General features: G+C 72.6%; 24 protein-coding genes. 16 read left to right on the forward strand and 8 right to left on the reverse strand.

Features of this window, described 5'->3' with window-relative positions; genetic code table 11:
- The 3 genes from ACFV1W_RS00100 to ACFV1W_RS00110 all read left to right on the forward strand — a co-directional run bounded on the left by ACFV1W_RS00100 (nucleotide 1) and on the right by ACFV1W_RS00110 (nucleotide 5024).
- The gene (locus tag ACFV1W_RS00100) at nucleotides 1–1590 is read left to right on the forward strand and encodes an SCO6880 family protein (protein WP_380411284.1); all 1590 of its coding nucleotides are present in this window, start codon (nucleotides 1–3) and stop codon (nucleotides 1588–1590) included.
- Nucleotides 1591–1668: 78 nt separating this feature from the next.
- On the forward strand, nucleotides 1669–3018 hold the full coding sequence (locus ACFV1W_RS00105; protein WP_380411286.1) for an ATP-binding protein: 1350 nt from the start codon (nucleotides 1669–1671) through the stop codon (nucleotides 3016–3018).
- A gap of 206 nt (nucleotides 3019–3224) precedes the next feature.
- Nucleotides 3225–5024, forward strand: coding sequence for a bifunctional metallophosphatase/5'-nucleotidase (locus tag ACFV1W_RS00110; RefSeq protein WP_380411288.1), 1800 nt, complete (start codon nucleotides 3225–3227; stop codon nucleotides 5022–5024).
- Nucleotides 5025–5094: 70 nt separating this feature from the next.
- Here ACFV1W_RS00110 and ACFV1W_RS00115 read toward each other — a convergent pair whose 3' ends face one another.
- The 5 genes from ACFV1W_RS00115 to ACFV1W_RS00135 all read right to left on the reverse strand — a co-directional run bounded on the left by ACFV1W_RS00115 (nucleotide 5095) and on the right by ACFV1W_RS00135 (nucleotide 10675).
- Complete coding sequence (locus ACFV1W_RS00115; RefSeq protein ID WP_380411291.1) at nucleotides 5095–6510, reverse strand: sensor histidine kinase; 1416 nt, start codon at nucleotides 6508–6510, stop codon at nucleotides 5095–5097.
- Nucleotides 6511–6575: 65 nt separating this feature from the next.
- Nucleotides 6576–7346: a response regulator transcription factor gene (locus ACFV1W_RS00120; RefSeq protein WP_380411294.1), complete on the reverse strand. Its 771-nt coding sequence runs from the start codon at nucleotides 7344–7346 to the stop codon at nucleotides 6576–6578.
- A 93-nt stretch (nucleotides 7347–7439) separates the two neighbouring features.
- Nucleotides 7440–8612: a S1C family serine protease gene (locus ACFV1W_RS00125; protein WP_380411296.1), complete on the reverse strand. Its 1173-nt coding sequence runs from the start codon at nucleotides 8610–8612 to the stop codon at nucleotides 7440–7442.
- A 154-nt stretch (nucleotides 8613–8766) separates the two neighbouring features.
- Nucleotides 8767–9825 carry a LacI family DNA-binding transcriptional regulator gene (locus ACFV1W_RS00130; protein ID WP_380411298.1) on the reverse strand — a complete coding sequence of 353 codons (1059 nt, stop codon included), beginning with the start codon at nucleotides 9823–9825 and terminating at the stop codon, nucleotides 8767–8769.
- Nucleotides 9826–9943: 118 nt separating this feature from the next.
- Nucleotides 9944–10675 (reverse strand): response regulator transcription factor, encoded by a 732-nt coding sequence (locus tag ACFV1W_RS00135; protein WP_380411301.1) that lies wholly within the window; start codon nucleotides 10673–10675, stop codon nucleotides 9944–9946.
- Between the two features lie 655 nt (nucleotides 10676–11330).
- Here ACFV1W_RS00135 and ACFV1W_RS00140 point away from each other — a divergent pair.
- From ACFV1W_RS00140 to ACFV1W_RS00170, 7 genes are all read left to right on the forward strand, one after another.
- On the forward strand, nucleotides 11331–11624 hold the full coding sequence (locus tag ACFV1W_RS00140; protein ID WP_360434113.1) for a MoaD/ThiS family protein: 294 nt from the start codon (nucleotides 11331–11333) through the stop codon (nucleotides 11622–11624).
- A gap of 5 nt (nucleotides 11625–11629) precedes the next feature.
- Complete coding sequence (locus ACFV1W_RS00145) at nucleotides 11630–12946, forward strand: hypothetical protein (RefSeq protein WP_380411303.1); 1317 nt, start codon at nucleotides 11630–11632, stop codon at nucleotides 12944–12946.
- A 185-nt stretch (nucleotides 12947–13131) separates the two neighbouring features.
- Nucleotides 13132–13854, forward strand: a complete 723-nt coding sequence (locus ACFV1W_RS00150; protein ID WP_380411306.1) for a DUF2993 domain-containing protein — start codon at nucleotides 13132–13134, stop codon at nucleotides 13852–13854.
- 236 nt (nucleotides 13855–14090) lie between these two features.
- Entirely contained in the window at nucleotides 14091–14171 is an 81-nt protein-coding gene (locus ACFV1W_RS00155) for an Ms5788A family Cys-rich leader peptide (RefSeq protein ID WP_350517234.1), read from the forward strand.
- A 244-nt stretch (nucleotides 14172–14415) separates the two neighbouring features.
- Complete coding sequence (locus ACFV1W_RS00160) at nucleotides 14416–15249, forward strand: sulfurtransferase (RefSeq protein ID WP_380411308.1); 834 nt, start codon at nucleotides 14416–14418, stop codon at nucleotides 15247–15249.
- A 40-nt stretch (nucleotides 15250–15289) separates the two neighbouring features.
- Nucleotides 15290–15580, forward strand: coding sequence for a DUF1416 domain-containing protein (locus tag ACFV1W_RS00165; RefSeq protein WP_045692289.1), 291 nt, complete (start codon nucleotides 15290–15292; stop codon nucleotides 15578–15580).
- A gap of 101 nt (nucleotides 15581–15681) precedes the next feature.
- Nucleotides 15682–15927: a hypothetical protein gene (locus tag ACFV1W_RS00170; protein WP_380411861.1), complete on the forward strand. Its 246-nt coding sequence runs from the start codon at nucleotides 15682–15684 to the stop codon at nucleotides 15925–15927.
- A 152-nt stretch (nucleotides 15928–16079) separates the two neighbouring features.
- On the opposite strand, the gene ACFV1W_RS00175 is transcribed toward ACFV1W_RS00170, so the two are convergent.
- Nucleotides 16080–16442: a DsrE family protein gene (locus ACFV1W_RS00175; RefSeq protein WP_380411310.1), complete on the reverse strand. Its 363-nt coding sequence runs from the start codon at nucleotides 16440–16442 to the stop codon at nucleotides 16080–16082.
- Between the two features lie 348 nt (nucleotides 16443–16790).
- Here ACFV1W_RS00175 and ACFV1W_RS00180 point away from each other — a divergent pair, with 348 nt between their 5' ends.
- The 3 genes from ACFV1W_RS00180 (at nucleotide 16791) to ACFV1W_RS00190 (ending at nucleotide 18930) form a co-directional block, all read left to right on the forward strand.
- Nucleotides 16791–17393, forward strand: a complete 603-nt coding sequence (locus tag ACFV1W_RS00180) for an FABP family protein (protein ID WP_360434105.1) — start codon at nucleotides 16791–16793, stop codon at nucleotides 17391–17393.
- Nucleotides 17394–17483: 90 nt separating this feature from the next.
- Nucleotides 17484–17948 (forward strand): Fur family transcriptional regulator, encoded by a 465-nt coding sequence (locus tag ACFV1W_RS00185; protein ID WP_380411313.1) that lies wholly within the window; start codon nucleotides 17484–17486, stop codon nucleotides 17946–17948.
- A 19-nt stretch (nucleotides 17949–17967) separates the two neighbouring features.
- On the forward strand, nucleotides 17968–18930 hold the full coding sequence (locus ACFV1W_RS00190) for a YgfZ/GcvT domain-containing protein (RefSeq protein ID WP_380411862.1): 963 nt from the start codon (nucleotides 17968–17970) through the stop codon (nucleotides 18928–18930).
- A 67-nt stretch (nucleotides 18931–18997) separates the two neighbouring features.
- Here the strand turns inward: ACFV1W_RS00190 and dtd are convergent, their stop codons facing one another.
- A complete protein-coding gene (gene dtd / locus ACFV1W_RS00195) occupies nucleotides 18998–19438 on the reverse strand; it encodes a D-aminoacyl-tRNA deacylase (RefSeq protein ID WP_380411315.1) in 441 nt (146 codons plus the stop codon).
- A 520-nt stretch (nucleotides 19439–19958) separates the two neighbouring features.
- Between dtd and ACFV1W_RS00200 the strand changes: the two genes are divergently transcribed.
- From ACFV1W_RS00200 to ACFV1W_RS00210, 3 genes are all read left to right on the forward strand, one after another.
- Nucleotides 19959–20603 carry an ABC transporter substrate-binding protein gene (locus ACFV1W_RS00200; RefSeq protein WP_380411317.1) on the forward strand — a complete coding sequence of 215 codons (645 nt, stop codon included), beginning with the start codon at nucleotides 19959–19961 and terminating at the stop codon, nucleotides 20601–20603.
- A 75-nt stretch (nucleotides 20604–20678) separates the two neighbouring features.
- Complete coding sequence (locus ACFV1W_RS00205; RefSeq protein WP_380411318.1) at nucleotides 20679–21638, forward strand: asparaginase; 960 nt, start codon at nucleotides 20679–20681, stop codon at nucleotides 21636–21638.
- Between the two features lie 182 nt (nucleotides 21639–21820).
- Nucleotides 21821–22030, forward strand: coding sequence for a dodecin (locus ACFV1W_RS00210; protein WP_030288965.1), 210 nt, complete (start codon nucleotides 21821–21823; stop codon nucleotides 22028–22030).
- A gap of 128 nt (nucleotides 22031–22158) precedes the next feature.
- Here ACFV1W_RS00210 and ACFV1W_RS00215 read toward each other — a convergent pair whose 3' ends face one another.
- A complete protein-coding gene (locus ACFV1W_RS00215; RefSeq protein WP_030059594.1) occupies nucleotides 22159–22650 on the reverse strand; it encodes an inorganic diphosphatase in 492 nt (163 codons plus the stop codon).
- Nucleotides 22651–22707 lie beyond the last annotated feature (57 nt).

The raw sequence follows: 22707 nt of genomic DNA on the forward strand, positions 1-22707 counted from the left end.
GTGAGCAGCGAACAGCTCGGCCAGTACGGTGCCCAGTACGCCCAGCCGTACGTGCACCAGCGCCGCACCTACCTGATCGGCAAGGCCCGCCCGAACGCGCCGATCGGCCGGAACCGGGAGTCCGGCGAGATCCTGCTGATCATCTTCGGGGCGTTCGTCGGAATGCTCTGGGGCCTGCTGATGCCGGTCCTGCCGCTGCGGATCGCCGGTCTGCTCGGCCTGCCGATGCTGGCCATCGCGGCGGTCTACGTGCCGTACCGCAAGCGGACGTTCTACAAGTGGGTGGAGATCAACCGCACCTACCGCCGGACGGTCCGCAGCGGGCGCGGGGTGTGGCGTTCGGACGCGATGGACGCGGGCACCCGGATGGACGGCCGCGAGGTGGAGATCGGACCCCCGCCCGGGGTGGGGCGGCTGCGCTGGCTGACCGCGCCGTTCGGGCCGGACGAGGTCGGGGTGCTGATGCACCTGGAGCGGCGGACGGTGACGGCCGCGATCGAGATCGAGGGCCCGGGCGTCGGGCTGCGTGACTCGGAGGACCAGGAGGCGCTGGTCGACCGCTTCGGCACGCTGCTGAAGCACGTCGCCAACGGGGACGGGTTCGTCACCAGGCTGCAGATCCTGGCCCGCACCCTGCCGGCCGACCCGGACGCGCACGCCAAGGACGTGGAGCGGCGCGGCGACCACGACGCTCCGCGGTGGCTGCAGGAGTCGTACGACCAGCTGCAGTCGATGGTGTCGACTTCCTCGGAGCAGCACCGGGCGTACCTGGTGGCCTGCATGCACTACACCCGCGACCTGGCCGCCGAGGCGCACGCGATGGGCCGCAACGCCTACGAGAAGCGCGCGGCCGGCGGTCCGACCCGGGACGACGACGGGCTGGCGGCCGTGATGGCCCGCGAGCTGACCGACATCTGCGCCCGGCTGGCCGAGGCGGACATCCGGGTGCGCCAGCCGCTGGGCCAGGCCCGGCTGTCCTCGCTGCTGCACTCGATGTACGACCCGGACCACCCGATCGACCACATCCAGGCGATGTCCCGGCGCAACGCCTGGCCGGCCGAGCTGGACGCGACCCACCCGCAGTACCTGACGGCGAAGACCCGCGAGTCGGCGACCCGTGAGCCGTGGTGCCACGCGACCGCGTGGATCAAGGAGTGGCCGCTGACCCCGGTGGGCGTCAACTTCCTGGCGCCGCTGCTGGTCCACACCCCGGACGTGATCCGGACGGTCGCGGTGACGATGGACCTGGAGCCCACCGACGTCGCGATCGAGCGGATGCTGACGGAGAAGACCAACGACGAGGCGGAGGCCAGCCGCGCGGCCAAGATGAACCGCACCGTCGACCCGCGCGACCTGGCCCACACCGGCCGGGTGGACCAGCGCGGCGACGACCTGGCCTCCGGTGCGGCCGGGGTGAACCTGGTCGGCTACATCACGGTCTCCTCGCGCAACCCCGAGGCGCTGGCCCGCGACAAGCGGACCATCCGGGCGTCGGCCGGCAAGAGCTACCTCAAGCTGGAGTGGTGCGACCGCGAGCACCACCGGGCCTTCGTCAACACCCTGCCGTTCGCCACCGGCATCCGCCGCTGACCACCGCGCCGTCCGTTCGCACCGCACCCGTCCGCACCGCACCCGTCCAGCCCTACCGCTGGCACCAGGAGGCCGCCCATGGCGCTCGGCAACGTCACCGACGCGTTCACCAGCCTGTTGTTCGGCAAGGTGGAGACGACCCGGCTGCCGGTGCGCACCTCGACCGGCCAGGCGCAGGCGGTCTACCTGCCCACCGCCGCACCCGGGTTGGGCGACTCCGGGGTGATCATCGGGCGCGAGGTGTACAGCGGCAAGGGCTACGTGTACGACCCCTTCCAGCTGTACGGGCAGCAACTACCCGCCCCGCACTGGCTGGTGCTGGGCGAGTCCGGCAACGGCAAGTCGGCGCTGGAGAAGACGTACGTGCTGCGGCAGCTGAGGTTCCGCGACCGGCAGGTCGTGGTGCTCGACGCGCAGGGCGAGGACGGCGTCGGCGAGTGGAACCTGATCGCCGACGCGCTGGGCATAAAGCCGATCCGGCTGGACCCGATGGCGGCCCGGGACGGCGGGGTGAAGCTCAACCCGCTGGACCCGGCGATCACCCAGACCGGGCAGCTGTCGCTGCTGCGCACCATCATCGAGGTGGCGATGGGGCGCGGGCTGGAGGAGCGGGCCGGCTTCGCGCTGAAGGCCGCGCACGCCCACGTGGTGGCCTCGGTGAGCGGCCGTCAGCCGGTGCTGGACGACATCATCGACACCCTGCGCAACCCCGAGCTGTCCTCGGTGGAGTCGCTGGGCGTGGCGGTGGACGAGGTGCAGTCCTGGGGCCTGGACGTGGCGCTGGTGCTGGACCGGCTGGTCGACGGTGACCTGCGCGGCATGTTCGACGGCCCGACCACCGACGGCATCGACCTGGACGCGCCGCTGATCGTCTTCGACCTCTCGCACATCGACCGCAACTCGATCGCGATGCCGATCCTGATGGCGATCGTCGGGGTGTGGCTGGAGCACACCTGGATCCGGCCGGACCGGAAGAAGCGCATCTTCCTGGTCGAGGAGGCCTGGCACATCATCAACAGTCCGTTCGTCGCCCAGCTGTTCCAGCGGCTGCTGAAGTTCGGCCGGCGGCTCGGGCTCTCGTTCGTCGCGGTGGTGCACCACCTGTCGGACGTGGTGGACGGCGCGGCGGCCAAGGAGGCCTCGGCGATCCTGAAGATGGCCTCCACCCGGACGATCTACATGCAGAAGGCCGAGGAGGCGCGGGCCACCGGCCGGGTGCTGGGCCTGCCGCGCTGGGCGGTGGAGATCATTCCGACCCTGTCGCCGGGCATCGCGGTGTGGGACGTCAACGGCAACGTCCAGGTGGTGAAGCACATCATCACCGACGCCGAGCGGCCGCTGGTGTACACCGACCGTGCGATGACCGAGGACGCGGTGGCCGAACGGGTGCGGGCCGAGCGGCAGTTGGCGGCCGAGCCGGGGGTCTGACCGGCGGGCGGCCGGAGGGCGGCGCGATCGTGCGCAGGCGGCCCGTCCGCGGGCGGCCGCGATGGTTCGTCAGCAGGTAATCCTCTCGTTACGTTCGACGTCCTGACAGCTACGCGCGTTGACCCTAGGCTGCATTCGCGCAACTCATCGCCCACGCCCGGTGTCCTCAGCCGCCGCGTGGTCCTCCAAGGTGCAGGGGTTCCCTCATGCTCACCGTCAGATCCCGACGGGCGGCGTTCGCCGTCGTCGCCGCCGCAGGTCTGTTCGGCACGGTGGTCGTGCCGACGGCCGCTCAGGCCGCCGACGCCAACGCCAAGCGTCACAAGACCGTCAGCCTCCAGCTGCTGGCGATCAACGACTTCCACGGCAACCTGGAGCCACCGGCCGGCTCCTCCGGCACGATCAAGGAGGTCGACCCGGCCACCGGTCAGGTGGTCTCCACCCCGGCCGGCGGAATCGAGTACCTGGCCACCGAACTGCGCGAGGCGCGCGTCCCGGCCGACGACTCGATCACCGTCGCGGCGGGCGACATCGTCGGCGCCAGCCCCCTCACCTCGGCGCTGTTCCACGACGAGCCGACCATCGAGGCGATGGACAAGCTCGGCCTGGACGTCACCTCGGTCGGCAACCACGAGTTCGACCAGGGCGCGGCGGAGCTGCTGCGCAAGCAGGAGGGCGGCTGCCACCCGACCGACGGCTGCTACGAGCCCGGCCGCACCTTCAAGGGCGCCAACTTCAACTACCTGTCGGCCAACGTCACCGACGAGAAGACCGGCAAGACCCTGCTGCCGCCGTACTGGGTGACCAAGTCCCAGGGCGTGAAGATCGGCTTCATCGGCGTCACCCTGGAGGGCACGCCGAACATCGTGACCGCCGAGGGCATCAAGGGCCTGAAGTTCGCCAACGAGGTCACCACGATCAACAAGTACGCCGCCGAGCTGAAGGGCAAGGGCGTCAACTCGATCGTCGCGTTGATCCACGAGGGCGGGTACCCGGCCAGCAGCGTCTACAACTACGACTGCGGCCCGGCCGGCCAGGGCGTCTCGGGCCCGATCGTCGACATCGCCAGGAACATCGACCCGGCCGTCGGCGCCATCGTCACCGGCCACACCCACAACGCGTACGCCTGCCAGATCCCCGATCCCAACGGCGTACCGCGCTCGGTCACCAGTGCCGCCTCCTTCGGCCGGCTGTTCACCGAGATCGACATGAAGCTGGACAAGACCACCGGCGAGATCGTCCGCCCCTCGGTTAAGGCCGAGAACCACGTGGTGCGCCGTACGGTCCCGAAGGCCCCGGACATGACGGCGCTGATCGACCACTACTCCAAGCTGGCCGCCCCGATCGCCAACCGCCCGATCGGCCACATCTCCGCGGACATCAACGGCCGCGGTAGCAGTGACCTGGAGAAGCCGCTCGGCGACGTGATAGCCGACGCGCAGCTGGAGGGGCTCGCCCCGGCCGGCAAGGGCGGGGCGCAGGTCGCCTTCATGAACCCCGGGGGACTGCGCTCCGACCTGGTGTACAAGGCCTCGGGCGGTGAGGGCGACGGAGTGGTGACCTACGGCGAGGCGTTCACCGTCCAGCCGTTCACCAACATGATGCAGGTCAAGACGCTGACCGGCGCCCAGCTGGTCCAGCTGCTGCAGCAGCAGGTGAGCGGCCTCAACGACGCGGCGCCGAAGGTCCTCCAGGTGTCCTCGAACCTCCACTACACCCTGGACATGCGCAAGACCGGCGCGGACCGGGTGGTCGTGGACTCGATCCGGCTGAACGGCGCGCCGGTCGACCCGGCCGCCGGGTACCGGGTCGCGGCCAACGAGTTCCTGGCCGGCGGCGGCGACGGCTTCCCGGCCTTCGCGGCAGGCACCGACAAGCTCGTCGGCGCCTCCGACCTGGACGTCTTCACGGCCTACCTGACGGCCCACAGTTCGGCGGGCTCGCCGCTGAAGCCGCCGGCGCAGGACCGGATCAAGGTCCTCGGCCCGGGCAGCGACATCGACTGACCGTGAGCCGGAGATGAGGACGGGCGGGGCGCTGTCGGGGCGCCCCGCCCGTTCCGTTGCCCGCCGACCGTCAGTCGGGGGTGGGGCCGCCGGGGAGCCGTACGGTGGCCAGGGCGCCGGGACCGCCGTCCTCGGCCGGGCCGAGGGTGACCTCGCCGCCCGCCTCCCGGACGCTCTGCGCGACGATCGACAGCCCCAGGCCGGAGCCGGGCAGCTGGCGCGAGGAGGGGGAGCGCCAGAACCGGTCGAAGACGTACTGGAGCTCGTCCGGCGGGATGCCGGGGCCGTGGTCGCGGACGGTCAGCACGCCCTGCTGGAGCCGGACCTCGATGGTGCCGCCGGGCGGGCTGTACTTGACCGCGTTGTCCAGCAGGTTGATCACGGCCCGCTCCAGGCCGGCCGCGTCGCCGTGCGTGTACCAGGGCTCGGTGGTGGTCTCGAAGACCAGTCCGGGGCCACGGAGCTTCGCCCGTTCGACGGCCCGGCCGGCGATCTCGTGCAGGGCGACCACGGTGAGGTTGGGGCCGGCCTTCGGGGTGTCGGGGCGGGAGAGCTGGAGCAGGTCGCCGATCAGGACGGTGAGTTCCTGCATCTGGGCCTTCATGTTGCCCAGCAGCTTGGTCTTGGTCGCCGGGGGCAGCGGGCGGCCGGTGGCGTCGCTGCGGATCAGCAGGTCGACGTTGGTGCGCAGGGAGGTGAGCGGGGTCCGCAGCTCGTGGCCCGCGTCGGCGATCAGCCGGGTCTGGCGCTCGCGGGAGTTGGCGAGGGCGGTGCTCATCGAGTTGAAGGAGGTGGACAGGCGGGCGATCTCGTCGTCACCGTGCACCGGGATGGTGGTGCCGACCTCCTCGGTCCGGGCGATGTGCTCGACGGCGCCGGTGAGTTGGTCGACGGGCTTGAGGGAGGAGTGGGCGACCAGGCGGCCGGCGACGGCGGCGAGGAGGATGCCGCCGAGGGAGACGGCGCCGAGGAGGATGGCGAGGCCCTGGAGGGAGTCCTCGATGGGCTGCGTGGGGGTTGCGACCATCAGCAGGGAAGGCCGCGAGCCGGAGTGGGTCAACGAGATGCGGACGACCACCGGCGTTCCGTCGGTGAAACGACCGTCCCGGATGATCGACTGGTCACCGCTGAGCTTGAACCCGGCCATGTCGCTGGGTTTCACGATGATCGCCTTGGTCGCGTACGGGGGCAGACAGATGCCGGTCGGATTCGCCACCACGTACTGCGTGTCCCTGGGTACCGCGCTGCTGTTCTCCGGGGCGATGCCGGTCGCCTGGTGCTGCAGGGCTTCTTCGGGAGTGTCGTAGCACAGCAGACGGCTCCTCCCCGGCGGCGGCAGCGGTGCGTTGGCCAGATCCGTCCGGACCTGGCCGTAGAGCTGCCTCTCCACGATGAACCAGCACGCCAGCGCCGACATGGCGATGGCCACGGCCACCGCGGCCGCGCTCAGGAAGGTGAGGCGGCCGCGCAGCGACCGGGAACGCAACCAGTGCGCCAGACGGCGCCGGCGAGGAACGCGCGGCGGCGTGAGCGGCGGGGGCGGAACAGTACTCACGCGCCGGCGCCGGCGGCCGGGCGCAGGGCGTATCCGACGCCGCGTACGGTCTGGATGAGACGCGGCATGCCGCCCTGCTCGGTCTTGCGGCGCAGGTACATCACGTACACGTCCAGGGAGTTGGAGGAGGGCTCGAAGTCGAAGCCCCAGACCGCCTTGAGGATCTGCTCGCGGGTGAGGACCTGCCGGGGGTGGGCGAGGAACATCTCCAGCAGCATGAACTCGGTGCGGGTGAGTTCGACCGGCCTGCCGCCGCGGGTGACCTCGCGGGTGGCGGTGTTCATCCGCAGGTCGCCGAAGGCGAGCACCTCGCTGTCGTCCTCCGCGGCGGCGCGGGCGGCGGCCTCCGCGGCGAGGGCGTTGCGGCGCAGCAGGGCGCGGACGCGGGCGAGGAGCTCGTCGAGTTCGAAGGGCTTGGCGAGGTAGTCGTCCGCGCCGACGTCGAGGCCGGTGACGCGGTCGCCGACGGCGTCGCGGGCGGTGAGCATCAGGACGGGGACGGTGTCGCCGCGGGAGCGCATCCGGCGGACGGCGGTGAGGCCGTCCATCCGGGGCATCATGATGTCCAGCAGGACGAGGTCGGGCTTGTCGCGTTCGACGGACTCCAGGGCCTCGTAGCCGTCCGTGGCGGTGGCGACCTCGTAGCCCTCGAAGGCGAGGCTGCTCTCCAGGGCGTCCCGGAGGGCGGGTTCGTCGTCGACCACGAGGAGCCGGGCGGAGGGGTGGCCGGCCTCGGCGGTGGCGCGGTCGTCGGCGGACGGGGTCATGGGCTGGTGCCCTTTCTCGTCGTCGGGTGGAGGGCCTGCTGGGAGCAATTGTCCGTCTCGCGGACGCTTACACCGGTTCTCGGGGATTGTGGTTCACAGGTTCTGGCCGGCTTCGAGCTTCGGCAGGACCTGCTTGACGTCGTTGATCGGGATGGCGAAGCCGAGGCCGACGCTGCCGGCCGTGCTGCTGCCGCCGCCGGCGGTGGAGTTGGCGCCGTTCGGGGCGTACATGGCCGAGTTGATGGCGATGACCTGGCCGTTGGCGTTGATCAGCGGGCCGCCGGAGTTGCCGGGGTTGAGGGCGGCGTCGGTCTGGAAGGCCTTGTAGGTGGTGGTGTCCCCGCCGCTCCGCTGCTGCGGGATGCTGCCGCGCAGACCGGGCAGGTCGGGGAAGCCGAAGCCGCCGTTGCCGCTGGTGGTGCCCTCGTCGAGCTGGACGGTGACGTCGCGGTTCTCGGCGCTGATGATGCCGGAGGTGACGGTGCCGGTGAGGCCGTCGGGGTTGCCGATGGCGACGACCGGGTCGCCGACGGCCACGGTGGAGGAGTCGCCGAGGACGGCGGGGGCGAGGCTCTTGGTGCCGGTCGCGGTGATCACGGCGACGTCGAGCTTCTTGTCGGTGCCGGTGACGGTGGCGGGGGCGGTGGAGCCGTCCTTGAAGGTGACGGTGATCCGGCCGCTGCCGTCGGCCGCGGTGTCGATCACGTGGAAGTTGGTGAGGATCCGGCCGCTGTCGTTCAGCACGACGCCGGTCCCGGTGGCGGTGCCGTTGCCGCTCTTGACGGTGATCTGGACGACGCTGGGGGAGACGGCGGAGGCGATGGCGGGCACGTTGGCGCTGCCGTCGGTGCGGGCGGAGACCGGGCTGGCGATGGTGCCGACGCGGGAGCCGGAGGGCTGGCGGTCGGCGACGAGCCCGCCGGTCACCCCGCCGATGACGGCGGCGATCGCGGCGACGGCGGTGACCAGGGCGAGCCGTCCGCGCAGCAGGCCGCGCCCGGGCCGGCCGCCGTGGCCGCCGTGGGCCTCGGGCCCGGCGGGGTGGCCGAGCAGGGTGGGGGGCTCGGGCGGCATGGGCGGGGGAGGGGGCGGTCCGTCGAAGCTGCCGCCGGAGTGGTCCTCGCGCTGGTCGTACCCGGTGTGCCGGCCGTGACCGGTGCGCGGGTCGGTGCTTTCGGCGCCGTGGCCGAGCACGGTGCCCTCGATGACGCGGGGCTGCTCGTACGGGCCGTACTGCTCGTCGGGGTGCTGCTGCTGTTCGCTCATGCCGACCAAGCTCCGCCCGGTGGATGAGGACCGGATGAGAAGCGGCTCAGAACGCCCCGAGAAGCGCGTTGGCTTCTCATAAAGCCTGGTCAGGCCGCCTGTGGGGCGGAACGAGCCGTTCCGCTCCGGCTGCTCCGTGCGCTCCCCTGTCCGGCTATTCCGGCTGGGGCCGGCCGGGCGTGGCGCCGTCGCAGCCGCAGGAACGGCGGATGACCAGGCGGGACGGGAACTTGCGGACCCGCTCGGTGTCCGATCCGGGCACCATCAGGGAGTCGTCCAGCACCAGGTCCACGGCGGCCCGGGCCATCGCGTCGCGGTCGGAGGCGACGGTGGTCAGCGGCGGGTCGGCGAGCGCGGCCTCGGGCACGTCGTCGAAGCCGGCCACCGCGAGGTCCTGGGGCACGCGCAGGCCGACCTCGCGGGCGGCCCGCAGCACGCCGATGGCCTGGTCGTCGGTGGAGCAGAAGACCGCCCGCGGCCGGTCCGGCCGCTGCAACAGGTCGAGCGCGACCTCGTAGGCGCCGTAGCGGTGGAAGGGGGCGTCGATCAGGTGCGGCGCGGTGGGGACGCCGTGGGCGTCCATGGCGCGCTGCCAGCCCTCGACGTGGTCGATGACCGGGTCGCCGGGGGCGGGGGAGTCCACCGGGCCGCCGAAGCAGGCCACGTACGGGTGCCCGTGCACCTCCAGCAGGTGGCGGACGACGGCCTCGGCGCCGCCGACGTCGTCGGTGACCACCGCGACGTCGTCGATCGCCTCGGGGCGGCGGTGCAGCAGCACCACCTTCGCCCCCTCCATCGCGGCGAACTCCTCGGCGGCGCGCTGCGAGGGGCCCTGGCTGACCAGGATCAGGCCGGAGACCCGCATGCCGAGGAAGGCGCGGACGTAGTGGACCTCGCGGTCGTCGACGTAGTCGGAGTTGCCGATCAGCACGAGCTTGCCGCGTTCGGAGGCGGCCCGTTCGACGGCGTGGGCCATCTCGGCGAAGAAGGGCTGGCGGGCGTCGGGGACGACCATGCCGATCAGGTTGGTCCGCCGGGAGGCCATCGCCTGGGCGACGCTGTTTGGCCGGTAGCCGAGCTGCTCGATCGCCGCGAGGACCTTCTCCCGGGTCGCGGGCGCGACCGGGCGCGGCCCGTTGTTGATCACGTAGCTGACGACCGCGGTCGAGGTCCCAGCCAGTCGGGCTACATCGTCGCGCGTCACCTTGGCCACGGAGGGAGTCTACGCGTGTGGCCCCCGAGGCGGCAGTGGGACCTGGGGCTGCTTCGGGGGGCGCATCGGGACCAATCCGGACGAGCCGGGCGGGGGACGGCCCGCCCGGCCCGTCCGGTCAGGCCTCCAGCGGGGCCGACGGGCGCGGGGAGAGGTCCGGGCGCTCGCTCTTCTCGGCCTTCTCCGGGACGACGAAGCGGTAGCCGACGTTGCGCACGGTGCCGATCAGCTGCTCGTTCTCGACGCCGAGCTTGGCCCGCAGCCGCCGGACGTGGACGTCCACCGTCCGGGTGCCGCCGAAGTAGTCGTAGCCCCAGACCTCCTGGAGCAGCTGGGCCCGGGTGAAGACGCGGCCGGGGTGCTGGGCGAGGTACTTGAGCAGCTCGAACTCCTTGAAGGTGAGGTCGAGCGCCCGACCCTTGAGCTTCGCGGAGTAGGTGGCTTCGTCGACCGAGAGGTCGCCGTTGCGGATCTCCATCGGGCTGTCGTCGACGGCGACCTGCAGGCGGCCGAGCGCGAGCCGCAGCCGGGCCTCGACCTCGGCCGGTCCGGCGGTGTCCAGCAGGACGTCGTCGATGCCCCACTCGGCGGTCACGGCGGCCAGGCCGCCCTCGGTGACCACCAGGATCAGCGGGCAGCCGATGCCGGTGGAGCGCAGCAGCTGGCACAGGCTGCGGATCTGCGGCAGGTCGCGCCGTCCGTCGACCAGGATGACGTCCGCGCTGGGGGTGTCCACCAGGGCCGATCCCTCGGCGGGCGCGACCCGGACGTTGTGCAGCAGCAGGCCGAGGGCCGGCAGCACTTCGGCGGACGGCTGCAGCGCGTTGGTGAGGAGGAGGAGAGAACTCATACCCGGTGGTCCCCTTTCCGGGTCGTCGCGGTCGCGTCCCGGCTGCCGCCGCAGCCGGAGGACGCAGGTGCTGAGGGGAGGAGGAAGGACGCCCGGGCGGCTTCGGGGGAGCACGCGGCGCACCGGGGGTCCCGCAACCCCTGGCGTGCCGTTCCTGCCCTGTTCATCCCGCGAACCCTCCGGTCTGGTCCGGTCCCGGGTGGCGGCCCGGCGCCGGGTGGCGACACCCCGCCGAGCCGGCACGTCCTTGTGCCGCGAGAGGCGGGGCGGTTCCTGCGGCGCGCCGGGGGTGGGCCGACGAATCGCACGAACGTCCGTACTGGCGTCCTGAAAGCACAAAAGGACCCGGGGGCGACTCTGCCCGGATCCCTCTTGGTCCACGAGGATAGCCGACCGCCCTCCGTACCGGGAGTGCGCGAATCCGGCGGTTCGCCCAATCCGGGCGCGCGCCGGGTGAGCCTGGACACAGCTTCGTGCGCCGCCCCGGGCCCGGCCGGCCAGGGCGATTGCCGCTCGGACCGGCGGACACGCCATCATGGGACGCACATCGGCGGCACTGCCCGGGTCCATCGTTCGGGTGGTCGGGCGGGAGCTCCGGTGGTGAGCCGGACCGGGCCACCGGGGCCGGGCGAGGACGAACGGAAGGGGTGGCCCGATGGGCGCGACCACCGAGCCCGCGAGCGGCGCCCGGGCGCGCGGGACGATCCGCTACTGGGCGGCGGCGAAGTCCGAGGCCGGGCTGGCCGAGGAGCCGTACGAGGCGGCGACCCTGGCGGAGGCGCTGGCCGCGGCCAAGGAGCGGCACGCCGACCGGCCGAAGCTCGTCCAGCTGCTCGGACACTGCTCGTACCTGGTCGACGGCGCGCAGGTGGGCGGCCGGGACCACGCGACGGTGGCCCTGACCGAGGGCGGGACGGTCGAGGTCCTCCCGCCGTTCGCGGGAGGGTGAGCGGCGTGACGGACATGAACGACCCGAACCAGGGCGGCGGCTACGGGAACTGGCCACAGCAGCCCCACCAGCCCCATCCGCATCTGCAGCAGCCCCCGCGGCACGCTGCACAGCACCCGTACGGCTATCCGGTGGACGACGAGGCGGCGACCACGCTGCTGCCGCCGGTGCCGGCCTTCGACGACGCGGCCGCCACCACGCTGCTCCCGCCCGTCCCGCCGCTGGACGACGCGGCCGCCACCACGCTGCTCCCGCCGGTGCGGGTCTCCGGTGCGATGCCGGTCGCCCCGCCGCAGCACCTCGGGCAGCCCCCGGTGCAGCAGCCTCCGGTGCACCCGCAGCAGCCGCAGCGCCAGCAGCAGGCTCAGCCGCAGCAGCCCTCGCGGGCGCGGCACGCGGCCCCGGCGCCGCGGTCCGCCCCGCAGCAGGCCGCGCCCGCCGCCGGGATGCCCCCGTCCGGGGTGACCGCCGCCGGGATGCCGGACACCGGAGCGGGCTTCGACCCGCCGACCATGACGCTCAAGCGCCCGGACGCCCCCGCCGCCCCGCCGTACGGGTCCTTCCCCGCGCAGCCGACTCCGCTCGCCGCGCCCTCCGCCGCGCCGGGCGGCCGGACCGGTTCGCCGATCATCGACCCGGGTCTGCAGCCCGCCCTGATCACCGCGGGCGCGGCCGCGCTGCTGGCAGGTGGCGCCGCGCTGGGGCAGGTGGCGCTGGCCCTGGTGGTCGCGCTGCTGCAGCTGCTGACGGCGGCCGGCTGGTTCCGGCTGAACGGCATGTGGCCGGCCCGTCAGGGCATCCTGCTCGCCGCATTGGCCGGGCTCTCCGCGGACGTGGCCGTGCTGCTGGCGGACTCCGACGGTGACGCGGCGGCCGTGGTGGGCGCCCTGGGCGGGTTCTTCCTGCTGGTCCTGGTGCTGCAGACGTTCCGTCCGTCGGACCCGAAGGAGCGGTTCTACGCGCTGACCGTGCTGGGTTCGGCCACCGTGGTGACGGCGCTGTGCACCACGCTGCTGCTGGCCGGCTGGGTGCCGGCCGGGGTGGGTGCGGTGGCGCTGGCCACCCTGCTGGCGGCGGCTCCGCTGCCCGGCCCGAAGCAGCTGGGCCCGGTGCTGGGCCTGGTCGCGGCGGTGCTGCTGGGCTTCCTGGTGGGCGCGCCGATGGCGCTGGGGGCGCTCGCCGGGCTGGGCGCGCTGATCGGGCGCCGGGTCGCGGCGTACGACTTCCCGTCCCGCTTCGTGCACATGACGGCGGGCGTGGCGCTGCCGCTGGCGGTGGCCGCGCCGCTGATCTGGATGGCCACCGACCTGCTGGCAGGCTGAGCCGGGTACGTCACGACCGCGTCCCGCCCCGGAACCACCTTCCGGGGCGGGACGTCGTACGGTCGTGCGGAAGGAGTCGCGTCCGGACGGCTCCGGGCCGGACGGCTCCGGAACGGAACGGCTCCCGAACGGATCGGCTCCGGGACGGAACGACGAGACGGCGACCGGCGACGACGGGGGACACGATGCGCGGATGGCTGAAGGCGACGATCGGCCTGGCGGTGCTCGCCGGCCTGCTGGTGGGCGCGGACCGGGTCGCGGTCGGCGTGGCCGAGGACGAGGCCGCCGACCGGCTGGTGAAGAGCGGCGAGATGAGCCAGCGGCCGGACGTCACGATCGAGGGCTTCCCGTTCCTGACCCAGGTGGTCTCGAAGAAGCTGGACGACGTCCGGATCTCCTCGGACGGCCTGACCGTCCGGAACAACGGCCAGCAGGTCGCGCTGCACTCCTTCAAGGCGAAGCTCTCGGGCGTCGAGGTGAGCGACAGCCTGAACAGCGCCACCATGGACAGCGGCACCGGCAGCGGTGTGATCACCTACCAGGACCTCGCCCAGCTCCTGCCCCCGGCCTCCCAGCTACTGGGCGGAGCCCCGCTGCCGGGCGGCGCCAACTCCCGGCTGAGCCTGTCGTACGGCGGCCCGGGCAAGGTCAAGGCCTCGCTGGGGCCGGTCTCGGTCGGCGAGGCCACCGTGCACAACGAGGGCAACACCGTCACCGTGGACGGCCTCAAGCTGAGCTCGCTGGCCGAGATGTTCGCCGGGCTCGCCAACCGGAAGGTCGCGCCGGCCGGCTTCACCCTGGACTCTATGCCGGCCGGGCTGAAGCTGGCCGCGAAGGACGGCGTGACGCCGCTGCCGGAGGGCCTCCAGCTGTCCTTCGAGGGCAAGGACGTCAAGCTGCTGGGCTGACCGGGCCCGCCCGCCACCGGGTCCTTCCCCGCTCTTCCTCCGTTCCGCTCCGCGAGACGCGCTGTCCAGCGCGACGCGCGGAGCGGTGCCGTTTCCGCCCGTTGTGCGCCCGCTCCGGGCGTCCGGCTCGCGTCCCCCGGAGCGCACGGAGGTCGAATCCCATTATGCGACCGTTTCGATCTCGCCATTCGATACGCTGATGACAGCAGGCCGTCGGTGTCCCTAGCATCGTCGGCATGAAGCGACAGACGGATCTCACGAAGCGGCGGGCGGTCGACCTGTGCCGCGTGGCCGCCTGTCTGTGTCGAATGCGCTAAGTCGGCATCCTGGCAGGGCAGTTGACGCCCGCCGCCGATCTCTCCGGTGACCTCTCCCGGCCCTTCGGGCCGATGGTCGCCGCCGTGCCCCGCACTTCCCCGCCCGGTCGCCCCGGCTCGCTCCTCCGTCCCGTCATTCGGACGGGACTTCGGACGGGAATTCGCGCTGGACCCGTCCGGGCACCCCTGCAGCACCTGCTGAGCAGCACCTTCCGCCAACCGCCCTCGGATGGAGAACACCACCATGAGCCGCAGCGACGTCCTGGTCGACGCCGACTGGGTCCAGGCCCGCCTGGACGACCCGAAGGTCGTCATCGTCGAGGTCGACGAGGACACCTCCGCGTACGACAAGAACCACATCCGCAACGCCGTCCGGATCGACTGGAAGAAGGACCTCCAGGACCCGGTCCGCCGCGACTTCATCGACCAGGCCGGCTTCGAGGCGCTGCTCAGCGCCAAGGGCATCGCCAACGACGACACCGTCGTCCTCTACGGCGGCAACAACAACTGGTTCGCCTCCTACGCCTACTGGTACTTCAAGCTGTACGGCCACGGCGACGTCCGCCTGCTGGACGGCGGCCGCAAGAAGTGGGAGCTGGACTCCCGCGACCTGGTCGCCGAGGTCCCGGCCCGCCCGGCCACCGAGTACAAGGCGCAGGCCGCCGACTCCTCGATCCGCGCCTTCCGCGACGACGTGGTCGCCGCCATCGGCAACCTCAACCTGGTCGACGTCCGCTCGCCCGACGAGTTCTCCGGGAAGCTGCTCGCCCCGGCGCACCTCCCGCAGGAGCAGTCGCAGCGCCCCGGCCACGTGCCGAGCGCCCGCAACATCCCGTGGGCGAAGAACGCCAACGACGACGGCACCTTCAAGAGCGACGAGGAGCTCAAGGCCCTGTACGAGGCCGAGGGCATCGACCTGGCGAAGGACACCATCGCCTACTGCCGCATCGGCGAGCGCTCCGCGCTCACCTGGTTCGTGCTGCACGAGCTGCTCGGCCAGCAGAACGTCAAGAACTACGACGGTTCGTGGACCGAGTACGGCAGCCTGGTCGGCGTGCCGATCGAGCTCGGCAACTGAGCCTCCGGCTCGACCCGTAAGTCAGAAGGGAAAACCAGACATGTGCGGTGCGAAGGCCGGCGGCCCGGACCTGGCAGGAGTTGACGTGGCGAACGAGACGATCATCCAGGGTTCGGTGACCCGCGACGGTGAGCCGGTCAACGGCTACGTCCGGCTGCTGGACGAGAACAACGAGTTCACGGCCGAGGTGCCCACCTCGGCGACCGGCCAGTTCCGGTTCTTCGCCCGCCCGGGCAAGTGGACCCTGCGGGCGCTCGTCCCGGGCCAGACCGTGGACCGTCAGGTGGTGGCCTCCCAGGGCGCCGCCGTCGAGGTCGCGATCGCGGTCTGACCGGCACGGACGATCACACCGGGGGCCCCTGCCGCGCAGGGGCCCCCGGTCGTACCGTGGAAGACGTGCAGACGAGGCGCCGACGGCGCTACTACTACGCCATGATGGGCGTGTGCCTGGGCCTGTTCGTCCTGGCCTGGGGCGTGGTGCGGTTCTTCTCGGTGGGCGCCGCGGTGGGCCTGTGCGTGGTCGCGATGGTCATCCCGCCCGCCGCCGCGGTGTTCGCCAACAAGCGGGACCCGGAGGACGACTGGTGGAACGACCCGCGCTGGGACGACCCGAAGTGGGACGATCCCGGCCACGACCGGGACCGCCCCGACCAGGGCCCGCACGAGGGGCCCCGGTGAGCGGGCCCTAGGGTGTGTCTGGCAGTTCCCGCCGGGCGCGCGACGCCGGGGCGCGCACCTTGCCGCGTTGTCGTCGGTCGCCGATGCTCCGCATGGACTTCCTCCTCCGCCTTGCGATGCACGCACCCCAACGCCGCGCGCCGATCCGACGCCTAGTAGACGAGCGCCTGGACGCCGTCCGCGGTGATCTCGCTGACGAAGACCTGCGCGCCCGCGATCCGGACGCCCTCGACGGTGTCCTTCTGCTCGATCCCGCGCCGGGCCGCGCACTGGGTGCACAGCGTCACCGAGCCGGCGGCCAGGACCGACTCCAGCAGGTCCGGCAGCGGCGCGGCGTGCGGCAGCTCGAACTCCGCGGCCCTCCCGGGCAGGGCGAACCAGGACGACTCCCCGGTCAGCCAGAGCGAGACCTCGATCCCGCTGGCGACGGCCACGGCCGCCACCGTGAAGGCCTGCGAGCACCGTTCCGGCGCGTCCGCCCCGGCAGTGACCTTGATGACGAGCTTCTTCGACATGGCGCCACCTTAGAGGTCCCGCCGCCCCTGCCCGTCGTCATCGCGGAATCCCTTGGGCAAACCCTGGACGGCGCCCGCCCTCGGGGCGCGAGGACCGACGTGGCGGGGCTCACCGCGACCGGCCGGACCACGACGGATAGAGTGAGCCCGCAAAATCCACCACAACTGTCGCCGCCTGGGAGCCCCCCGTGTCCGGTCTGGAAATGTTCTTCGACGGTCTGCTGGCCCTCATGGCCGTGCTGATCACCTGGTTCGCCATCTTCTCGGTGATGAAGCTCTACCAGGGCCAGCGCTGACCCTGCCGTACGGTTGAGGCAGACCGCACCGACCACGACAGCGACCAGGAACATGATCGAGATCCCCTCTGACCTCCACAAGGACGTCGTCCCGCTCGCCTTCCTCCTCGGCACCTGGGAGGGCGCGGGTGTCTATGCCCCTCTGCCCAACGAGGGGGGCCCGGGCGCGGAGAAGTGCAACTTCGGCCAGGAGATCGTGATCCGGCACGACGGCCGTCCCTTCCTGGAGTTCCGCTCCCGCACCTGGGTGCTGAACGAGGAGGGCGAGAAGGTCCGTCCGCTGGAGAACGAGCACGCGTTCTGGCGCATCACCAGCAACCACGACGGCACCACCGGCGCCCGCGGGATCGAGATCTCCTCCGTCCGTGACGACGGCACGGTCGAGATCTGGTACGGCGAGCTGGCCGACGGCAAGCCGCAGGTCGACGTGTCCACGGACGCGGTGGCCCGGATCGAGGGCTCCCCGGAGTACTCCGGCGGCAAGCGGCTGTACGGCTTCGTCAACGGCGAGCTGCTCTGGGTCGGCGAGAAGGCCGCCCCGAACGTGCCGCTGCGCCCGTACATGTCCGCGCAGCTGAAGAAGGTGCTCAGCCCGGCCCAGCTGATCAAGGACATCAACGACCTGCCGGACGACGGCATCGCCTTCTTCAAGTAGGCGTCGCACGGTCTGTGCACGAGGTAGGGACCGGCCCCCGGCCGGTCCCTACACTTGCCTCAGGACCCCGACCTTGGCAGGGACAGAACCGTGGCGGACACCGGCACCACCGACTGGCAGCTCTCCGGCGACTGGAAGGCCGACCTGCGCGAGCGCGGCTACCGCCTCACGCCGCAGCGGCAGCTCGTGCTGGAGGCCGTTGACGTCCTCGACCACGCCACCCCCGACGACATCCTCTGCCACGTCCGCAAGACCGCCAGCGGCGTCAACATCTCCACCGTCTACCGGACCCTGGAGCTGCTGGAGGAGCTGGGCCTGGTCTCGCACGCCCACCTCGGCCACGGCGCCCCGACGTACCACCTGGCCGGCCGCCACCACCACCTGCACCTGGTCTGCCGGGACTGCGAGAAGGTCACCGAGACCGGCACCGAGATCGCCCAGCCGCTGATCGACCGGCTGCGCGAGGAGCACGGTTTCGACACCGACCTCAAGCACTTCGCCATCTTCGGCCGCTGCGCCGACTGCACCGCGAAGCAGGCGGACGGCCGGTCGTAAGCTGGCCGGTATGACCGGTGTGAAGAGTCCGCTGCTTGCCCTGCCCGGAGCCGTCCCCGCCGAGGGGGCCGACGAGGGCGTCGCCGCCCACTACGGCGACATGTTCCGCGAGCAACGGAACCTGTCGCAGGGCACCGGCTTCGTCGACCTCTCGCACCGCGGCGTGGTCACCGTCACCGGCGCGGACCGCCTCTCCTGGCTGCACCTGCTGCTCACCCAGCACGTGAGCCAGCTGGAGCCGCAGCACGCCACCGAGGCTCTGGTGCTCTCCCCGAACGGGCACGTCGAGCACGCGCTCTACCTGGTCGACGACGGCACCACCACCTGGGCCCACGTCGAGCCGGGCACCCAGGGCGCGCTGGTGGCCTACCTGGAGAGCATGAAGTTCTTCTACCGGGTGGAGGTCGCCGACGCGACCGCCGACTACGCCGTGGTCCACCTGCCCGCCGGCTCCACCGTCTCCGTCGAGGGCGCCGTCGCCGTCCGCGAACTCGCGTACGGGCGGGACCTGTTCGTGCCGCGCGCCGAACTGGCGGCGGTCACCGCGGGGTTCGGCCCGGCGGCCGGGGTCTGGGCGTACGAGGCGCTGCGGATCGAGGGCCACCGTCCCCGGCTGGGCTTCGAGACCGACCACCGGACCATCCCGCACGAGGTGGACTGGCTGAGCACCGCCGTCCACCTGCAGAAGGGCTGCTACCGGGGCCAGGAGACCGTCGCCCGGGTGCACAACCTGGGCCGTCCGCCGCGCCGACTGGTCTTCCTGCACCTGGACGGCACCGAGGAGACGCTGCCCCCGCACGGCACCGAGGTGCGGCTGGCCTCCGAGCCGGACGGGCGCTCGCTGGGCTTCGTGACCTCGTCGGCCCGGCACCACGAGCTGGGGCCGATCGCGCTGGCGATCGTCAAGCGGAACGTCCCGGTGGACGCGGTGCTGCTGGCCGGGACGGTGCCGGGCACCCAGGACGTGATCGTCCCGCAGTAGTTCCTGCCGGCCCCGAAGCCCCGAAGCCCCGAAGCCCCGAAGCCCCGAGGCCCCGAGGCCCCGGGCCTCAGACCTCGACGAGGACGGTGAACGGGCCGTCGTTCACCAGCGCCACCTGCATGTCGGCGCCGAACCGGCCCGTCTCGACCTTGGCGCCGAGCGCCCGCAGCTGGGCGACCACCTCGTCCACCAGCGGCTCGGCGACCGGCCCGGGGGCGGCCGCGGTCCAGGTGGGGCGGCGGCCCTTGCGGGCGTCGCCGTAGAGGGTGAACTGGCTGATCACCAGCAGCGGGCCGCCGATGTCGGAGCAACTCTGCTCCACGCCCTCGTCGTCGACCGGCAGGATCCGCAACGTCCAGAGCTTCCGGGCCAGTTGGGCCGCCTTGGCCGGGGTGTCCCCGTGGGTCACGCCGACCAGGACGCACAGTCCGGGCCCCTCGATCGCGCCGACGGTCTCTCCGGCCACGGTCACCCGGGCCTCGGTCACTCGCTGCACCACTGCTCGCATGCCGCCATTGTGCCGGAGCGCCGCACGGCCCGGCGGTGCCTCCGGGGAATCCGTATGGGGCGTCCCGGCCCCGCGCGCCGGGAAGTGTACGAGGGGCGCACCCGAGGGGCGCGCAAATGGGTAGCGCACGCTGTGCAGCGCGCGCCTGCGCAGGTTCGGGCGCTGCCCCTGCTGCGGAAAGCGCTGGTCATATCAGCCACCCCCGTTCGCCAGGGGGCCGTTCGGGTGCACGGGCGGTGCGCGCGCGCCGGGTGGGGTGGCACGCTGGGGAACCGTACGAAGGGCCCGGCGCGCCTGAAGGTCCGCCGCACCGGGCCGGGGTTCGGCCGGGCGGTCGAGCCGGTAGGTCAGGCGTTCTGTCGGGGTCGCCCCGGTGGGTGGTCCCGGCCGGGGGCGGAACCCTTCGGGGGCCCCCGGCGTGCCAACGGACGGGACGCGAGCCCGGCGGGGGACGGGCCGGACCGGCGGCAGGGACGGGCTGCCGCGAGCGGGCGGGATCGGACGACGGCAGGTGGGCTGGATGATGGACGCGAACGGCGCGGCGTGGAACCGATCCGGGCAGGTGGCACAGGCCCCCGGGGCCCCGTCCTGGGCGGTCGGCCCGGACGGCGAGCCCGACCTGGAGCGGCTGGGCCTGGACCAGCTGCGGATCCTGCGCCGGGAGACCATGGAACAGGAGGCCGACCTCTCCTACCTGCGGCGGCTGCTGCACGGGCGGATGGACATCCTGCGCGCCGAGCTCGACCGGCGCCCCGGCGGCGGCCCCGCCCTCCCGGCCCTGGCGGGCGGCTGCGGCAGCGGCGCCCCGGCGGTGGGCGGCGGGCCGGGCGGCGACCTGCTGGACCGGCTGCCGGCCATCCTGACCGATGCGCCCTCCACCGTGCGGCGCTCGGCCCGGCACGTCACCGTCGGCCCGCCGCGCACCCAGGAGTCCCAGCTGGAGGCGGACGCGCTGATGGGCGACGTCCAGCTCGCCGACCTCGCGGCCCACCCGGCGGAGGAGCTGCTGGCCGCCCTGGAGCGGCTGCGCGCCCACGAGCGCGAGGTGTCCGGACGGCGCCAGCGGCTGCTGCGGACGGCCGACGGTTGCAATGCCGAGATCACCCGCAGGTACCGTGATGGGGAAGCACGGGTCGACGACCTGCTCTCGGAGAGGCCGCTCTGACCGGGTGGATCGTCGGGGGCGGGTAGGGGACCGGCTTCCTCCCGGCCCACCACCCTCGCCCCCGGAAGGCACCCGATGTCCCAGCTCGCCACTCCGCCCGTGCTCGCCGAGGTCATACGCTCGGGCTTCACCGAGGGCCGCCACCACGGCTCCCTGGTCCTGCTCGCCGCCGACGGCTCGGTGGAGTTCGCGCTCGGCGACCCCGGGGCGCCGGTCTTCCCCCGCTCCACGGCCAAGCCGTTCCAGGCGGTGGCCACGCTGCGGGCCGGGCTGGCGATCGAGGGCGAGCTGCTGGCGCTGGCGGCCTCCAGCCACTCCGCCGAATCGTTTCACCTCGACGGTGTCCGGGCCATCCTCGGCTCCGCAGGCCTGGACGAATCGGCCCTGCGTACCCCGGCCGACCTGCCGCTGGACGAGGCCGAGGCGGAGCTGCTGCTCGTCGCCGGCGGGCGGCGCGCCCCGATCCTGATGGACTGCTCCGGCAAGCACGCCGGCTGGCTGGCCGCCTGCGTCGCCAACGGCTGGGACACCGGCAGCTACCTCGACCCGGCGCACCCGATCCAGGAGCTGGCCCGAGATGCCCTCGCGGAGGGCACCGGCGAGACCCCCGTGCACACCGGGGTGGACGGCTGCGGCGCCCCGCTGCTGGCCGTCACCCTGACCGGTCTGGCCCGCAGCTACCGCAGTCTGGTACTGGCCGCGGAGGGCAGCGCGCAGCGCCGGGTCGCCGACGCCATGCGCGCCCACCCCGAGTACGTGGCCGGCACCCGCCGGGCCGACACCTGGCTGATGCGGGCCGTCCCGGGCGCGCTGTCCAAGATGGGCGCCGAGGCCGTCCAGGTGGTCGCGCTGCCGGACGGGCGGGCGCTCGCCTTCAAGATCGACGACGGGGCGGAGCGGGCCCGCGGCCCGGTGCTGGCGGCCGCGCTGCGCCGGCTCGGCGTGACCGGCGCGGACGACACCGTCGAGCGGATCGGCGCGGCCCCGCTGCTCGGCGGCGGCGCCCCGGTCGGCGCGGTCCGGGCGGCCTTCTAGCCGGGCCGGGGGCTTCCAGCGGGCGGGTGCGGCCTGCTGGCCGCTCCGGGGTGGCGTTCCGGCGGGTCGGGCGGCGGCCTTCCGGCGGGCCCGGGCGGCCCGGCGGACCGCGCCGGGGTGCGGGCGGCCCCGGGCCGGTGCACGGTGGACCGGGGGCCGTCGCACAGCTGAGGGAGTCCGCCATGACCGACCACGTGTACCGGGTGACCGAGATCGTCGGGTCCTCGACCGAGAGCGTCGACGCCGCGATCCGCAACGGGGTGGAACGGGCCTCCCGGACGCTGCGCAACCTCGACTGGTTCGAGGTCTCGCAGGTCCGGGGCCACCTGGAGGACGGCCGGATCAAGCACTACCAGGTGTGCATCAAGGTCGGCTTCCGGCTGGAGGACTGAGCGGCTCCCGGAGACGACAGGGGCCGGGTCCGCGGACGAATCCACGGATCCCGGCCTCAGGAATCCGTCCCGACCTGCCTCGAACTGCCCCGAAACGGACCAGGAGCGAACGAGATCGGAACGACGGCTCAGTGGCCGCCCTGCTCCGCCAGGCGCTTGATCGAAGCGGTGACCTCGGCCTCGGCCTCGGCGCGGCCGACCCAGTTGGCGCCCTCGACGGACTTGCCCGGCTCCAGGTCCTTGTAGACCTCGAAGAAGTGCTGGATCTCCAGGCGGTCGAACTCCGACACGTGGTGGATGTCCCGCAGGTGCTCCCAGCGCGGGTCGGTCGCCGGGACGCACAGCAGCTTGTCGTCGCCGCCGGCCTCGTCGGTCATGTGGAACATGCCGATGGCGCGGCACTTGATGAGGCAGCCGGGGAAGGTCGGCTCGTCCAGGATGACCAGGGCGTCCAGCGGGTCGCCGTCCTCGCCGAGCGTGCCCTCGACGTAGCCGTAGTCGGCCGGGTAGCGGGTCGAGGTGAAGAGCATCCGGTCGAGCCGCAGGCGGCCGGTCTCGTGGTCGACCTCGTACTTGTTACGAGAGCCCTTCGGGATCTCGATAAGGACGTCGAACTCCAACGGTTCCTCCAAGGTAGGGACTGACAGAATCCAAGTGTCTCCTACGGGAGTGAGTGC

The organism is Kitasatospora sp. NPDC059648 (genome assembly GCF_042734825.1).
In the GTDB taxonomy this organism is placed as follows: domain Bacteria; phylum Actinomycetota; class Actinomycetes; order Streptomycetales; family Streptomycetaceae; genus Kitasatospora.